The organism is Inquilinus sp. Marseille-Q2685 (assembly GCF_916619195.1).
Lineage (GTDB): Bacteria > Pseudomonadota > Alphaproteobacteria > DSM-16000 > Inquilinaceae > Inquilinus.
Genome location: NZ_CAKAKL010000002.1, coordinates 1,361,038 through 1,374,527, shown reverse-complemented (window position 1 = coordinate 1,374,527; position 13,490 = coordinate 1,361,038). Strand labels below are relative to the sequence as shown.

Below are 13,490 nucleotides of genomic sequence, written 5' to 3'. Positions count from 1 at the left end.
CCCGTGGCGGCCCTCACCCTCTACGAACTGGCCGGCGCCGATGCCGCGCTGCGCTTCAGCCCGCATTGCTGGAAGACCCGCATGGCCCTGGCCCATAAGGGGCTGGAGGCGGAGCGGGTGCCGTGGCGGTTCTCGGAGAAGCAGGCGATCGCCTTCTCCGGCCAGGGGCTGGTGCCGGTGCTGGTGCATGACGGCGAGACCGTCTCCGACTCCTGGCGCATCGCGCTGCATCTCGAGGAGCGCTTCCCCGACCGGCCGTCGCTGTTCGGCGGCGCCGCTTCCGTGCCACTGGCACGCTTCGTCAACCACTGGGCCGATACCGTGCTGAGCCCGGGGATCGCGCGGGTCATCCTGGTCGACATCTTCGGCTGCCTGGACGAGGGGGACCTCGACTATTTCCGCGGCTCACGTGAGCAGCGCTTCGGCCAGAGGCTGGAGGAGGTCGTCGCCGACCGGCCGGCCCATATGGCGGCCCTGAAGCAGGCGCTGACCCCGCTGCGCCGGGCTCTGGCGCAGGATCCGTTCCTCTCCGGGGCGCAGCCGGCCTATGCCGATTACTGCGTCTTCGGCATGTTCATGTGGGCGCGCTGCACCAGCCCGGCTGAGCTGCTGCAGCCGGACGACCCGGTCTTCGCCTGGCGCGACCGGCTGCTCGACGCCTTCGGCGGCATGGCCCGGGCGGCGCCCTGCGTTCAGGGCTGACGGTCGGGCGCATCCAGCCGCCAGACCGCGCAGTCGATGCCGTAATGCCGCTCCAGGCCGATGCTGCGCATGCCGAGCCGCTGCATCACCCGGATCGAGGCGGCGTTGCCGGGATCGGCCACGCCGTAGAGGCAGGGCGCCCGCAGCGCGGTGAAGGCGAATTCGGCCATCGCCCGCGCCGCCTCGGTCGCCAGGCCCCGGCCCCAATGATCCGGCCGCAGCCGCCAGCCGATCTCCAGCGGCTGGGCCGGGTCGTTCTCGATGTGCTGGACGCAGCCGGCGCCGATCACCTCGTCCGACCCGGCCGGCAGGAACGCCCACCAGGAGAAGCCCTGGGCCGCCCAGCGCGCCTGCACCCGGGCGATGCCGGCGCGGACGTCCTCCGCCGTGTCGGTCGTGCCGCCGACATGGCGCATCACCACCGGATCGGAGTTCAGCGCGAGCAATCCCCCGAAATGCTTCTCCGCATAGGGCTCCAGCCGCAGGCGGGGCGTGTGGAGAACGGTCATGCGACGCCGAACGCCGCGTGGAACGTCACCGTCCCGTCCGGCACTTCCCCGCCGAAGGGCAGCGCCAGGAAGTACTGGGCCGGGATGCCCGGCGACTGCAGCCGCGGGTCGGCGGCGAAGCCGAAGCGGCCGTAATAGCCGGGCGCGCCGGCCAGGACGCAGCCCTGGGCCCCGAGCGCTCGGATCCGGTCGAGGCCGGCTCGGATCAGGGCCTGGCCGATCCCCTGTCCCTGCCGGTCGGGCCGGACAGCCACGGGGCCGAGCCCGTACCAATCCCGGATCGAGCCGTTGATGGCGACGGGCGAGAAGGCGACCTGGCCGAGGATCTCGCCGTCCTCCTCCGCCACCAGCGCCACGCTCAGCGCCCCGGCGGCCCGCAGCGCCTCGACGATGGCGGGTTCGCTGCCGTCGGCGTAGGGGCGGCCGCGGAACGCGTCCTCGACCAGTTGCCGCACCGTCGCGTCGTCTTCGGGTCGCTGGTCTCTGATCATGCCGTGGCGCCCGGCTCAGGTGTCCAGCATGGTCAGGGCGGCCTTGCGGTCGCCAGGCTTCAGCTTCAGGAACAGGGCCCGGGCCGCCTTGATGTCGCGCTCCGTGCCGCTCTCCGCCGCGGCCTTCAGGGCCAGGGCGGTCGCGTGCTCCGGCCCGCAGATGAAGGCCACCGCCTTGGCCAGGCGCCCCATGGCCTCCCGATCGATCCTGGTCTCGTCCATCCCGATCCTTCCCCGTGCCGCCGGATATCTCCGGTTCTGGACCATCGCGGGGCCGCTGCCCAGGAGATTCGGCGCCGGTCAGTCGCCGGTGCGCTCGAAGCGCATGATCCAGTTGGTCTCCCAGCTCTCGCCGCCATCGGTCGAGAAGGCCTGCTCCCAGCGCGCCGAATGGCCGGTGATCTCCGACCAGATGAAGCGCACCCGGATCGGCGTGCCCTCCCAGACATCGTCGGCGAAGAAGGTGCCGACACCGTCCTCGAACCGGCCGCGCAGCGGCGCCTCGTCCATGTGCAGGCTGCGGCCGTCGAACCACCAGATCGACCACAGCTTCGTCGCCGCGTCGAACAGGCGCAGCGTGGCGGCGCGATAGGGGCCGGACGGCAGCTCCAGGATGTTGTCGTCGATCGTGCCCAGGCCGCCGATCAGCGGCCGCATCTCGGAATGGCCGGCGAACTCGTCCCACAGCGTGTCGCCGACGAGGCGGCGGCGCAGCCTTCGGTGCGACACCGACCAGCGGCCGAACAGCGGGCCGAAATCGTCGCGGCCGTCATTCGGCGAATCGGGGACGCTGGGGTCGGTGCCGGGGGCGGGCTTGGCGAACAAAGCGGGCATCGGTCTCTCCGTGATGCAGTGGCGATGCGGCGGAGGATGCAGGCGTCCGGCTGACACCGAATGTCAGGATTTCGGCTATGCTCGGGCCATGCGCGCCAACCGCCTGCTGTCGATCCTGCTGCTGCTGCAGTCCCGCGGCCGCCTAACCGCCCAGGCGCTGGCGGCGGAGTTCGAGGTCTCGGTCCGGACCGTCTATCGCGACATCGACGAGCTGTCGGCCGCCGGCGTGCCGGTCTATGCCGATCGCGGCCCGGGCGGCGGCTTCGCGCTCTTGGACGGCTACCGCACCCGGCTGACCGGCATGACCGCTGGCGAGGCCGAGACCCTGCTGCTGGCGGGTCTTCCCGGGCCGGCGGCGGATCTCGGCCTGGCCGAGCCGCTGGCGGCGGCGCGGCTGAAGCTGCTGGCGGCGGTGCCCCCGGCGGCGGGGGAGGGCGCGGCCCGGGTCGGCGACCGCTTCCACCTCGACCCGGTCGACTGGTACCGCCGGGCCGAGCCGCCCCTGCACCTGCCGGCGATCGCCCGGGCGGTCTGGGGCCAGCGGCGCCTGGTGATCCGCTACGAGAGCTGGTCGGCCACGGTGCGGCGCACGATCGATCCGCTCGGCCTCGTGCTCAAGGCCGGCGCCTGGTACCTGATGGCGCGAACGGGAGCCGACATCCGCACCTACAAGGTCGCCAAGGTGCTGGACCTCGACGTGCTGCCGGACGGCTTCGACTATCCCGCCGGATTCGAGCTGGCGGCGCAGTGGCGGGAGTCGCTGCAGCGCTTCGCCCGCGAGCTGCGCCGGGCCGAGGCCGTGCTGCGCGTCTCGCCCGAGGCGCTGCCGCTGCTCGACCGGCTGGGCGCCGACGCGGCCGAGGCGGTGCGGCAGGCGGAGCCGGACGCCGAAGGATGGCGGCGGGCGACCGTGCCGATCGAGGGCGTCGGCCATGCCGCCCGGCTGCTGCTGGGCTTCACCGATCTGGTCGAGGTGCTGGACCCGCCCGAACTGCGCCGGGCCCTGGCCGAGGGGGCGCGGCGGGTGGCGGCGCTGTACCGGGACTAGCTCTCAGTCCTCCGTCCCGGTCTTCGCCGTCGCCTCGGCGCCGGTCAGGGCGGCTAGCTCGGCGGCGTCGAGGGTCTCCTTTTCCAGGAGGCGCTTCGCCGTGCGGTCGAGCAGGGTGCGGCGTTCGGTCAATATCCGGACCGTGCGGTCGAAGGCGGCATCGACGATCCGCCGCACCTCGGCGTCGATCTCCGCCGCGGTCTCGTCGGAGAAGTCGCGCTCCCGTGGCCCGCCCGCGAGTGGGTTGGGGCTGAGGAACGAGCGCTGGTCCTTCTCCAGCGCGACATGGCCCAGCGCCTTCGACATGCCGTAACGCGTGACCATGGCGCGGGCGATGTCGGTGACCTTGGCCAGGTCGTCGGCGGCGCCGGTCGAGAGGTGATGGAACACGATCCATTCGGCGGCCCGACCCCCCAGCAGCACCGCCATCTTGGTCTCGAGCTCCGCCTGGGTCATCAGGAAGCGGTCCTCGGTCGGGCGCTGGATGGTGTAGCCGAGGGCGCCGACCCCGCGCGGGATGATCGAGACCTTGTGCACCGGGTCGGTGCCGGGCAGGGCCATGGCGACCAGGGCATGGCCCATTTCGTGGAAGGCGACGATCTCGCGCTCGCGCGGGTTCAGCAGCCGGTTGCGCTTCTCGAGGCCGGCGATGATGCGCTCCACCGCGTTGTTGAAGTCCTCCATCGTCACGGCGTCGGCGCCGCGCCGGGTCGCGAGAAGCGTCGCCTCGTTGACCAGGTTGGCGAGGTCGGCGCCGGTGAAGCCGGGGGTCAGGGCGGCGATCTTCTCCGGGTCCACGTCCGGCCCCAGCCTGGCCTTGCGCAGATGCACCTTCAGGATCTGGATGCGGCCGGGCTTGTCGGGCCGGTCGACCAGCACCTGCCGGTCGAAACGGCCGGCGCGCAGCAGGGCCGGATCCAGGATCTCCGGCCGGTTGGTCGCGGCCAGCAGCACCAGGCCGGTCGATGAATCGAAGCCGTCGAGCTCGACCAGCAGCTGGTTCAGCGTCTGCTCCTTCTCGTCATGACCGCCGCCGAAGGGGCCGATGCCGCGGGCGCGGCCCAGCGCGTCGAGCTCGTCGATGAAGATGATCGCGGGAGCCTTGGCTCTCGCCTGCTCGAACAGGTCGCGCACCCGGGCGGCGCCGACGCCGACGAACATCTCGACGAATTCCGAGCCGGAGATCGAGAAGAACGGCACCTTGGCCTCGCCGGCCACGGCCTTGGCCAGCAGCGTCTTGCCGGTGCCCGGCGGGCCGACCAGCAGCACGCCCTTGGGCATGCGCCCGCCGAGCCGGCCATAGGCCTTCGGATCCTTGAGGAAGGAGACGATCTCCTGCAGCTCGGCCTTCGCTTCGTCCACCCCGGCGACGTCGTCGAAATGAACCCCGGTGTCGGCCTCGACATAGATCTTGGCCTTGCTGCGTCCGATCTGCATCAGCCCGCCGCCGATGCCGCCGCCCATGCGGCGCAGCAGGAAGCCCCACAGGCCGAAGAACAGCAGCACCGGCAGGACCCAGGACAGGAGGTCGCGGAAGAAGGTGCTTTCGACCTGGCCCGTGAAGCGCACGCCGTAGCGCTGCAGATCCTCGGCGAAAGCCGGATCCACCCGCGTGGTCAGGAACTGGGTCTGGCCGCTTTCCAGCGGCTGCTTCAGCGTGCCCTGGATGTAGCGGTCGGAGACGGCGACCTCGGCGATCTTGCCGTCGCGCAGATACTGTTCGAACTCACTGTAGGGGATCGGCGCCACCTGCTGCGCGGTGGTGATCAGATACTGCAGCAGCAGGATGCCGAAGAAGGCGGCGATCCAGTACCAGACGTGGAACCGGGCCTTGTTGTTCATCTGCGGCATCTGCGGCGTCTCGCTCGGGCTCACGCCTCTAAAACACTCCCGAGACCCCGAACGGTCCATCGGGGGATCGTTGAACAATCGAAGGCCGCGGCCTACGGTGCGACAGTCACGCGGCGCAGCGGCCGCGACCGTCATCCCGGAAGGTTTCCCATGGACAAGCGCGGCCTGCGGAAGGGGCTGACCAGCTACGGCGACGCCGGGTTCTCGCTGTTCCTGCGCAAGGCCTTCATCAAGGCCATGGGCTATTCCGACGACGCGCTGGACCGGCCGATCATCGGCATCGTCGACACCGGCAGCGACTTCAACCCCTGCCACGGCAACGTGCCGCAACTGGTCGAGGCGGTGAAGCGCGGGGTGATGCTGGCCGGCGGCATGCCGATGGCGTTCCCGACCATCTCGATCCACGAATCCTTCGCCCATCCGACCAGCATGTTCCTGCGCAACCTGATGGCGATGGACACGGAGGAGATGATCCGCGCCCAGCCGATGGATGCGGTGGTGCTGATCGGCGGCTGCGACAAGACCGTGCCAGCCCAGATCATGGCCGCGGCCAGCGCCGACCTGCCGGCGATCGTGCTGCCCACCGGCCCGATGGTGGTCGGCCACCACAAGGGCGAGGTGCTGGGCGCCTGCACCGACTGCCGGCGCCTTTGGGGCCGTTGGCGCGCTGGCGAGATCGACGACCAGGAGATCGAGGCGGTGAACGGCCGGCTGGCGCCGTCGGTCGGCACCTGCATGGTGATGGGCACCGCCAGCACCATGGCGATCCTGGCCGAGACGCTGGGCCTGTCGCTGCCCGGCGCGGCGGCGATCCCGGCCACCAATGCCGACCGCATCCGCTGCGCCGAGGCCACGGGCCAGGCGGCGGCGCGCATGGCGGTGTCCGGCGGGCCGAAGCCGTCCGAGATCCTGGTGCCCGGCGCCTTCCGCAACGCCATGGTGGCGCTGCAGGCGGTCGGCGGGGCGACCAACGGGCTGGTGCACCTGGCCGCCATCGCCGGCCGCGTCGGCCAGCCGATCGACTATGCCGAGTTCGACCGCATCGGGCGCGAGACGCCGGTGCTGATCGACCTCAAGCCCTCCGGTGCGCATTACATGGAGCATTTCCACCACGCCGGCGGCGTGCCGCATCTGCTGGCGGAGCTGCAGGACCTCCTGGACCTGACCGTGCCGACCGTGGCCGGCGGCATCCTGGCCGACACGCTGCCCCCGCCGGGCGAATGGCGCGACGCGGAGGTGATCCGGCCGCGCTCGAATCCGCTGAAGGCCCAGGGCGCCATGGCGGTGCTGCAGGGCAACCTGTGCCCCCGCGGGGCGGTGATCAAGCAGTCGGCGGCGACGCCGGCGCTGCTGCAGCACACCGGCCGGGCGGTGGTGTTCGAGTCGGTCGAGGACATGGCGGCGCGGATCGACGACCCCGATCTCGACGTCGCGGCCGACGACGTGCTGGTGCTGCGCAGCGCAGGGCCGAAGGGCGCGCCGGGCATGCCGGAGGCCGGCTACCTGCCGATCCCGCGCAAGCTGGCGCAGCAGGGGGTGAAGGACATGGTCCGCCTGTCCGACGCGCGGATGAGCGGCACCGCCTTCGGCACCATCGTGCTGCACATCGCGCCGGAATCGGCGGCCGGCGGGCCGCTGGCCCTGGTCCGCACCGGCGACCGCATCCGGCTCGACACTGCCGGCCGGCGGCTCGACCTGCTGGTCGACGACGCCGAGCTGGCCCGCCGCGCCGCCGAGGCGCCGCCCCCGAAGCCGGCGCCGGACCGCGGCTATGCCCGGCTGTTCCACGACAGCGTGCTGCAGGCCGACGAGGGCTGCGATTTCGACTTCCTGGTGCCGGGCCGGAAGGCCGGCTGATCGGACCGACAGAGGATCATCACTATGCCGAGACTGTCCGGCGTCATCGCCGCCGCCGCCACGCCGCTGCGCGACGACCTCTCCATCGACCATGCGAAACTGGTCGCGCATTGCCGCTGGCTGCTCGGCGACGGCGGCTGCGACGGGGTCAACCTGCTCGGCACCACCGGCGAGGCGACCTCCTTCTCGGTCGAACAGCGTCTGGCGGCGATGCGGGCGGTGGCCGAATCCGGCCTGCCGATGCAGCGTTTCATGGTCGGCACCGGCGCCTCGGCGCTGGCGGATGCGGTGCGGCTGACGGCGGAGGCCAAGGCGTTGGGCTTCGCCGGGGCGCTGCTGCTGCCGCCCTTCTACTACAAGGGCATCGACGATGAGAGCCTCGTGGCCTATGTCGACGCGGTGATCGAGCGGGTGGGGGCCGAGGGGCTGGGCCTCTACCTCTATCACATCCCGCAGAACACCGGCGTGCCCTGGCCGATCGAGGTGGTGGCGCGGCTGGCCGAACGGCATCCGGGCCCGCTGCTGGGGCTGAAGGATTCCTCGGGCGACATCGCCTATTCGACCGATCTGGCCAAGCGGGTGCCGGGCATTGCCGTGTTCCCCAGCTCCGAGGCGACGCTGGGCCTGGCGAAGGCGCGCGGTTTCGCCGGCTGCATCTCGGCCACCACCAACGTCACCGGTCCCCTGGCGCGGATCGCCTGGCACCAGGCCGGCACGCCGGAGGCCGAGGCCGCGGTGGCCGCCGCCGGGGCCGTGCGGGCGGCGCTCAGCACCGTCACCCTGGTGGCGGCGGTGAAGGACACGGTGGCCGAGATCCATGGCGACGCCACGTGGCGCCGGCCGCACCCGCCGCTGCGGCCGCTGACCGAGGCCGAGCGCCGGACCCTGCGCGAGGCGCTGGCCAAGACCGAGTATCCGACGCTGTTCGGGCGCTGAGGCGGGGCAATCTCCGTCCTCCTACCGTCCCTCTCTCCGGCGTCGAACCGGCCGGGCGGCAAAGCGACGCTCTTGCCCTGGCCTGCCGCACCGCAATATCGGTGAGGGGACAGTCTCAGGCGAGGGGATCATCCATGGCCGAAGCGCGTCACCGCGTGGTCATCATCGGCGCCGGCTTCGGCGGGCTGGAAGCGGTGCTCCGGCTCAAGGGCGCGCCGGTCGACATCACCCTGATCGACCGCCGCAACCATCACCTGTTCCAGCCGCTGCTGTACCAGGTCGCCACCGCGTCGCTGGCGCCGTCGGAGATTGCCTGGCCGATCCGCCACTTGGTGGCGCGGCGGCCGGAGGTGCGGACCATCCTGGGCGAGGTCACGGGCGTCGACATGGCCGGGCGGCAGGTGCAGTTGGGCGACGAGCGGGTGCCCTACGACACCCTCCTGGTCGCGACCGGCGCCCGGCACGCCTATTTCGGCCATGACGACTGGGAGCCCTTCGCCCCCGGCCTGAAGGACATCGACGACGCCACCGCCATCCGCCGCCGCATCCTGATGGCGTTCGAGCGGGCGGAGACTGAGACCGACCCGGCGGTGCGGAAGGCGTTGCTGACCTTCGTCATCGTCGGCGCCGGCCCGACCGGGGTGGAGATCGCCGGCACCATCGCCGAGCTGGCGCACCACACCATGGCCCGGGACTTCCGGGCCCTGGACCCGAAGGAGGCGCGCATCCTGCTGGTCGAGGCCGGGCCGCGTGTGCTGGCGGCCTTCCCGGAGGATCTGTCAGACTACGCGAAGACGGCGCTGGAGCGCCTGGGCGCCGAGATCCGCACCGGCCAGGCCGTGACAGCCTGCGACGCCGAGGGCGTGGCGCTGGGAGCGGAGCGGATCCCGGCCAAGACGGTGATCTGGGCCGCCGGCGTGCAGGCCTCGCCGGCCGCGATCTGGCTGGGGGCGGAGGCCGACCGCGCCGGCCGGGTCATGGTCGCGCCGGACCTGACCCTGCCGGGACACCCCGAGATCTTCGTGGTCGGCGACACCGCCCGGCTCGACGCCTGGAACGGCCAGCCGCTGCCCGGCATCGCCCCGGCCGCCAAGCAGCAGGGCAAGCACGTCGCCGACACCATCCGGGCCCGGCTGGAGGGCCGGGCGGAGCCGCGGCCGTTCCGCTACAAGCACGCCGGCAGCCTGGCGACCATCGGCAAGCGCGCGGCGGTGATCGATTTCGGCTGGATCAAGCTGCGCGGCTGGCTGGCCTGGTGGATCTGGGGCTTCGCCCACATCTACTTCCTGATCGGACTGCGCAACCGCCTGACCGTGGCGCTGAGCTGGCTGTGGATCTACACCACCGGCCAGCGCAGCGCCCGGCTGATCACCGGAAGGGGGCGGGAGGAGTAAGAGCAGCGGCCCTGGTCAACCAGATCAGAGGGGGAGCGACCATGGGACATGCAATCCTGGCCGAGGGTATCGCCGGCACCGCCCTGATCCGGGCGCCGTCGAATCTCGGCCTCCGGCCGCTGCGGCCGGGTCATGAGCCTGGCACCTGGCGGGCGCCGGCGGTGCTGACCGAGGCCGGGCTGCAGGCGCGGCTGGCGCCGGCGCGCACGGTCGATCTGGACCGGCCGCGCTACAGCACCGAACCGCAGCCCGGCACCGTGCTGCGCAACGGCCCGGCGATCCGCCGCTTCAACGAAGAGGTCGCCGACGCGGTCGACGCGGCGCTGCGCGACCGGCTGGTCCCGGTGGTGGTCGGCGGCGACTGCTCGATCCTGATCGGCTGCCTCGCCGGCGCCCGGCGGCATGCGGAGCTGGCGCTGGTCCATCTCGACGGCCACAGCGACTTCCGCCACCCCGGAAACTATGAGGACTTCCCGCTGCATTCGGCCGCCGGCATGGACCTGGCGCTGGCGATCGGCCTGGGCGACCCGCTGATGCTGCGCTGGGACGGCGCACCGGACCCGCTGGTGCCGGCGGAGCGGGCGATCCAGATCGGCGAGCGCGAGGGGCGGGACCCCGATTGGGGCTGGGAGGACATCAACGACACCGCGATCACCCGGATCGACATCTTCGAGCTGCTGGAGCTCGGGCCTGAGCAGGCGCTGCGCCGCAGCTTCGCGGTGCTGGACCGGACGCCGGAGATCCCGTTCTGGCTGCATCTCGACGTCGACATCCTCGACCAGGCGGTGATGCCGGCGGTGGATTCGCCCGGCAGCCCGGGGCTGGATTACGACGGGCTGGCGGCGCTGCTGCGCGGCTTCCTGGCCTCGCAGCGCTGCATCGGCCTCGACATCACCATCTACGACCCGGACCTCGACCCGGACGGGACGTATGCCCGCGGCCTGGTGGGGATGCTGGCCGATGGGCTGGCGCCGTTGACAGGCGCCCGCCGCCGGCCCTAGAGCCGTCGCCGATTGTCGCGACCGGAGCATCCGATGGCCGCCGAAACTCCTGCCAGCTCGGGCGTCCGCGTTGCGATTCCGCGCGGCGTGTGGATGCTGGGGTTCGTCAGCCTGTTCATGGACGTCTCGTCGGAGATGATCCACGCCCTGCTGCCGGTCTTCCTCCTCACCACCGTCGGCGCCAGCGCCGCGGTGATCGGGCTGATCGAGGGCGTGGCCGAGGCCACCGCCTCGATCGTCAAGGTGTTCTCCGGCGTGCTCAGCGACTGGTTCGGCCAGCGCAAGCTCTTGGCCGTGATCGGTTACGGCCTCGGCGCCCTGTCCAAGCCGCTGTTCCCGCTGGCCGGCAGCGCCGGGCTGGTGCTGGCGGCGCGCTTCGTCGACCGGGTCGGCAAGGGCATCCGCGGCGCGCCGCGCGACGCGCTGGTCGCCGACCTGACGCCGCCGGCGATCCGCGGCGCCGCCTACGGGCTGCGCCAGTCGCTCGACACCGTCGGCGCCTTCGCCGGGCCGCTCCTGGCGATCGGGCTGATGCTGGCCAGCGGCGGCGACATCCAGCTGGTGTTCTGGCTGGCAGTGATCCCGGCGATGGTCTCGGTCGCGATCCTCATCGGCGGCGTGCACGAGCCGGACGCGGTCCGGCCGGCCAAGGCGGCGCGGTCGCCGATCCGGCGCGACGAGCTGCGCCGGCTGGGCGGCGCCTATTGGCGCGTGGTGGCGGTCGCGGCGGTGCTGACCCTGGCCCGGTTCAGCGAGGCCTTCCTGGTGCTGCGGGCGCAGGAGGCCGGGCTGGCCGCGGCGCTGGTGCCGCTGGTGCTGGTGGTGATGAACCTCGCCTACGGCCTGTCCGCCTATCCGGCCGGGGTGCTGGCCGACCGCCGCGACCCGAAGCGGCTGCTGGTCCTCGGCTTCGGCGTGCTGGTGGCGGCCGACCTGGTGCTCGCGTTTGAAGGCGGGCTGTGGGCGGTGATCGCCGGCACCGCGCTGTGGGGGCTGCATATGGGCATGACCCAGGGGCTGCTGGCGGCGCTGGTGGCCGAGACCGTGCCCGCCGACCGGCGCGGCACCGGCTTCGGCCTGTTCAACCTGGCCGGCGGGCTGGCGTTGCTCCTGGCCAGCGCGCTGGCGGGCGGGCTGTGGACGTGGATCGGCTCCGGCGCCACCTTCCTGGCCGGCGCCGGCTTCACCGTGATCGGCCTGGCCGGCGCCGTGCTCCTGCTGCCCCGCCGCACCATCGCCGCAGGTCAGTAGGCGCGCGGCAAGCCCTGTGTCCGGGCAGGGCGAGCTTCACCATCGAGGCCGCTTCAGCTTCCGATGCAGCCGTAATAGGATCGCTGTTGGAAGGCGGGGGCCTATGAAAAAGATCATTCTCATCGAGGCGAACGAGATCCCGTTCCGAGTGTTCGACCGCTATGTCGAACAAAACCCCGGCGGCTTTCTCGCCCGATTTCTCTCCGAATGCATTCAATACGAGACGATATGCGAGGACGAGCAGCAGCTCGATCCCTGGATCAGCTGGCCGACGATGCATCGCGGCACGACGGACCGGAACCATGGGATTCTGCATCTGGGCCAACCGATCGCCCCCGAGGTCGAGAAGGATTATCCACCGATCTGGGAATGGCTGCGTCTGGCCAACCGCAGCGTCGGTGTCTTCGGTTCCCTGCACAGCTCGGCGATCCCGACGCGCATGCAGGACTACGCCTTCTATCTGCCGGATTATTTTGCTGCCGATGCAGCGGCATGGCCGCCCGAGCTCGAGGCGTTTCAGCGCTTCAACCTGGTGATGACCCGCAATTCCGCGCGCAATGTTTCGATGAGCCTTGGCCCGGCCTCGGTGTTGGGCGGATTTCTGGGCAAGGTGGCGCCGAAGCTGTCCATGAACACCGCAGGGCAGATTCTCGGTTTCCTCGTTGAGGAGCGCTTCAAGCCCTACAAGCGGATCCGGCGACGATCCTTCCAGCCCGTGATCATGGCCGACCTGTTTCTGGACAATCTGGAACGGACCAAACCGGATTTTGCGACCTTCTATACCAACCATGTCGCCGCGGCGATGCACCGCTATTGGGCGGCGCAGTTCCCGGAGGATTATCGTGAAAAGGTCGATGTCGACTGGATCGAGAAATACAAAGGCGAAATCTCCTTCGCGATGGCAAAGTTGGAAGGAATTATCAGGAAGTTCATGAAGTTCGTGGAACGCAACCCTGAATACGGGATCGTGATGGCGTCAAGTCTTGGTCAGGCAGCCATCCGCTTCGGCCGGACGGATGAGTTTCTGACCATCGTGAGCGTCGAAAAGCTGATGGAGGCCCTGGGGGTTGACCGTGCCCATTGGGCGAGCGCCCCTGCGATGGTGCCCTGCGTTTCGATCCGGATGCAGGGGAACCATCCGTCACGCGACGAAATCCAATCAAGATTGGAAAATATCCGGGTTGCTGATCATCGCATGGTGTACTCTCCCAGGCCTGACAAGCCGCTTTGCTTCGACATCAAGGACGACTACATTCACTTCTATGTTTCGGTCGACAACTACAAAGGGGATAATTTTGCGTTTTATGGCAACCGAAAGATCCCCTTTGAAGACATCGGCTTCGGCATGATGGCGCATGAAGACAATGTGAATTGCACGGCGCAGCATGTGCGCGGGGGCACCCTGTTCATCCATCAGCCCGGCGAGGCCAAGCCCATCTCGCCAGGCGCGGCGAGAACGCAGATATCGACGATCGACTTCGCGCCCAGCGTGCTCAGCCACTACGGGATCGACGCGGGCGGTCGCTTCGAGGGCAAGCCGAGCATCCGGTTCTGACGCAGCAGCCCAACGGGCCGGGTTCGCCCGCGGCGAAGCTCACATTCCGCCGTGGTCCATG

13 protein-coding genes are annotated in these 13,490 nt (G+C 70.6%); 8 read left to right on the top strand and 5 right to left on the bottom strand.

What is annotated here, in order from left to right; genetic code table 11:
* Window positions 1–3 precede the first annotated feature (3 nt).
* Window positions 4–702, top strand: a complete 699-nt coding sequence (locus LG391_RS15610; protein ID WP_225768913.1) for a glutathione S-transferase family protein — start codon at window positions 4–6, stop codon at window positions 700–702.
* On the opposite strand, the gene LG391_RS15605 is transcribed toward LG391_RS15610, so the two are convergent.
* The 4 genes from LG391_RS15605 to LG391_RS15590 form a co-directional block, all read right to left on the bottom strand.
* Complete coding sequence (locus LG391_RS15605) at window positions 693–1,211, bottom strand: GNAT family N-acetyltransferase (protein WP_225768912.1); 519 nt, start codon at window positions 1,209–1,211, stop codon at window positions 693–695. The two genes, LG391_RS15610 and LG391_RS15605, sit on opposite strands and share 10 nt — an antisense overlap.
* Complete coding sequence (locus LG391_RS15600; protein WP_225768911.1) at window positions 1,208–1,702, bottom strand: GNAT family N-acetyltransferase; 495 nt, start codon at window positions 1,700–1,702, stop codon at window positions 1,208–1,210. The genes LG391_RS15605 and LG391_RS15600 overlap by 4 nt, the downstream gene beginning before the upstream one ends.
* Window positions 1,703–1,717: 15 nt before the next feature.
* Window positions 1,718–1,924 (bottom strand): hypothetical protein, encoded by a 207-nt coding sequence (locus LG391_RS15595; RefSeq protein WP_225768910.1) that lies wholly within the window; start codon window positions 1,922–1,924, stop codon window positions 1,718–1,720.
* Between the two features lie 78 nt (window positions 1,925–2,002).
* A complete protein-coding gene (locus tag LG391_RS15590; RefSeq protein ID WP_225768909.1) occupies window positions 2,003–2,536 on the bottom strand; it encodes a DUF1579 domain-containing protein in 534 nt (177 codons plus the stop codon).
* 88 nt (window positions 2,537–2,624) lie between these two features.
* Between LG391_RS15590 and LG391_RS15585 the strand changes: the two genes are divergently transcribed.
* Window positions 2,625–3,584 (top strand): YafY family protein, encoded by a 960-nt coding sequence (locus LG391_RS15585; protein ID WP_225768908.1) that lies wholly within the window; start codon window positions 2,625–2,627, stop codon window positions 3,582–3,584.
* 3 nt (window positions 3,585–3,587) lie between these two features.
* On the opposite strand, the gene ftsH is transcribed toward LG391_RS15585, so the two are convergent.
* Window positions 3,588–5,426 carry an ATP-dependent zinc metalloprotease FtsH gene (gene ftsH / locus LG391_RS15580; RefSeq protein WP_225769363.1) on the bottom strand — a complete coding sequence of 613 codons (1,839 nt, stop codon included), beginning with the start codon at window positions 5,424–5,426 and terminating at the stop codon, window positions 3,588–3,590.
* A 159-nt stretch (window positions 5,427–5,585) separates the two neighbouring features.
* On the opposite strand from ftsH, the gene LG391_RS15575 reads away from it, so the two are divergent.
* From LG391_RS15575 to LG391_RS15550, 6 genes are all read left to right on the top strand, one after another.
* Window positions 5,586–7,292 carry an IlvD/Edd family dehydratase gene (locus tag LG391_RS15575; protein ID WP_225768907.1) on the top strand — a complete coding sequence of 569 codons (1,707 nt, stop codon included), beginning with the start codon at window positions 5,586–5,588 and terminating at the stop codon, window positions 7,290–7,292.
* A 24-nt stretch (window positions 7,293–7,316) separates the two neighbouring features.
* A complete protein-coding gene (locus LG391_RS15570) occupies window positions 7,317–8,228 on the top strand; it encodes a dihydrodipicolinate synthase family protein (RefSeq protein ID WP_225768906.1) in 912 nt (303 codons plus the stop codon).
* Window positions 8,229–8,362: 134 nt separating this feature from the next.
* The gene (locus LG391_RS15565) at window positions 8,363–9,622 is read left to right on the top strand and encodes an NAD(P)/FAD-dependent oxidoreductase (RefSeq protein WP_225768905.1); all 1,260 of its coding nucleotides are present in this window, start codon (window positions 8,363–8,365) and stop codon (window positions 9,620–9,622) included.
* A 41-nt stretch (window positions 9,623–9,663) separates the two neighbouring features.
* Window positions 9,664–10,623 carry an arginase family protein gene (locus tag LG391_RS15560; RefSeq protein ID WP_225768904.1) on the top strand — a complete coding sequence of 320 codons (960 nt, stop codon included), beginning with the start codon at window positions 9,664–9,666 and terminating at the stop codon, window positions 10,621–10,623.
* A gap of 33 nt (window positions 10,624–10,656) precedes the next feature.
* Entirely contained in the window at window positions 10,657–11,874 is a 1,218-nt protein-coding gene (locus LG391_RS15555; RefSeq protein WP_225768903.1) for an MFS transporter, read from the top strand.
* Between the two features lie 103 nt (window positions 11,875–11,977).
* Window positions 11,978–13,429: an alkaline phosphatase family protein gene (locus LG391_RS15550; RefSeq protein WP_225768902.1), complete on the top strand. Its 1,452-nt coding sequence runs from the start codon at window positions 11,978–11,980 to the stop codon at window positions 13,427–13,429.
* Window positions 13,430–13,490 lie beyond the last annotated feature (61 nt).

What these genes read in the sequence shown, in the direction of transcription:
- LG391_RS15595 (WP_225768910.1), bottom strand. Translation starts at nt 1,924, where the DNA reads ATGGACGAGACCAGGATCGATCGGGAGGCCATGGGGCGCCTGGCCAAG.
- LG391_RS15570 (WP_225768906.1), top strand. Translation starts at nt 7,317, where the DNA reads ATGCCGAGACTGTCCGGCGTCATCGCCGCCGCCGCCACGCCGCTGCGC.
- LG391_RS15605 (WP_225768912.1), bottom strand. Translation starts at nt 1,211, where the DNA reads ATGACCGTTCTCCACACGCCCCGCCTGCGGCTGGAGCCCTATGCGGAG.
- LG391_RS15585 (WP_225768908.1), top strand. Translation starts at nt 2,625, where the DNA reads ATGCGCGCCAACCGCCTGCTGTCGATCCTGCTGCTGCTGCAGTCCCGC.
- LG391_RS15555 (WP_225768903.1), top strand. Translation starts at nt 10,657, where the DNA reads ATGGCCGCCGAAACTCCTGCCAGCTCGGGCGTCCGCGTTGCGATTCCG.
- LG391_RS15575 (WP_225768907.1), top strand. Translation starts at nt 5,586, where the DNA reads ATGGACAAGCGCGGCCTGCGGAAGGGGCTGACCAGCTACGGCGACGCC.
- LG391_RS15565 (WP_225768905.1), top strand. Translation starts at nt 8,363, where the DNA reads ATGGCCGAAGCGCGTCACCGCGTGGTCATCATCGGCGCCGGCTTCGGC.
- ftsH (WP_225769363.1), bottom strand. Translation starts at nt 5,426, where the DNA reads ATGAACAACAAGGCCCGGTTCCACGTCTGGTACTGGATCGCCGCCTTC.
- LG391_RS15590 (WP_225768909.1), bottom strand. Translation starts at nt 2,536, where the DNA reads ATGCCCGCTTTGTTCGCCAAGCCCGCCCCCGGCACCGACCCCAGCGTC.
- LG391_RS15550 (WP_225768902.1), top strand. Translation starts at nt 11,978, where the DNA reads ATGAAAAAGATCATTCTCATCGAGGCGAACGAGATCCCGTTCCGAGTG.
- LG391_RS15600 (WP_225768911.1), bottom strand. Translation starts at nt 1,702, where the DNA reads ATGATCAGAGACCAGCGACCCGAAGACGACGCGACGGTGCGGCAACTG.
- LG391_RS15560 (WP_225768904.1), top strand. Translation starts at nt 9,664, where the DNA reads ATGGGACATGCAATCCTGGCCGAGGGTATCGCCGGCACCGCCCTGATC.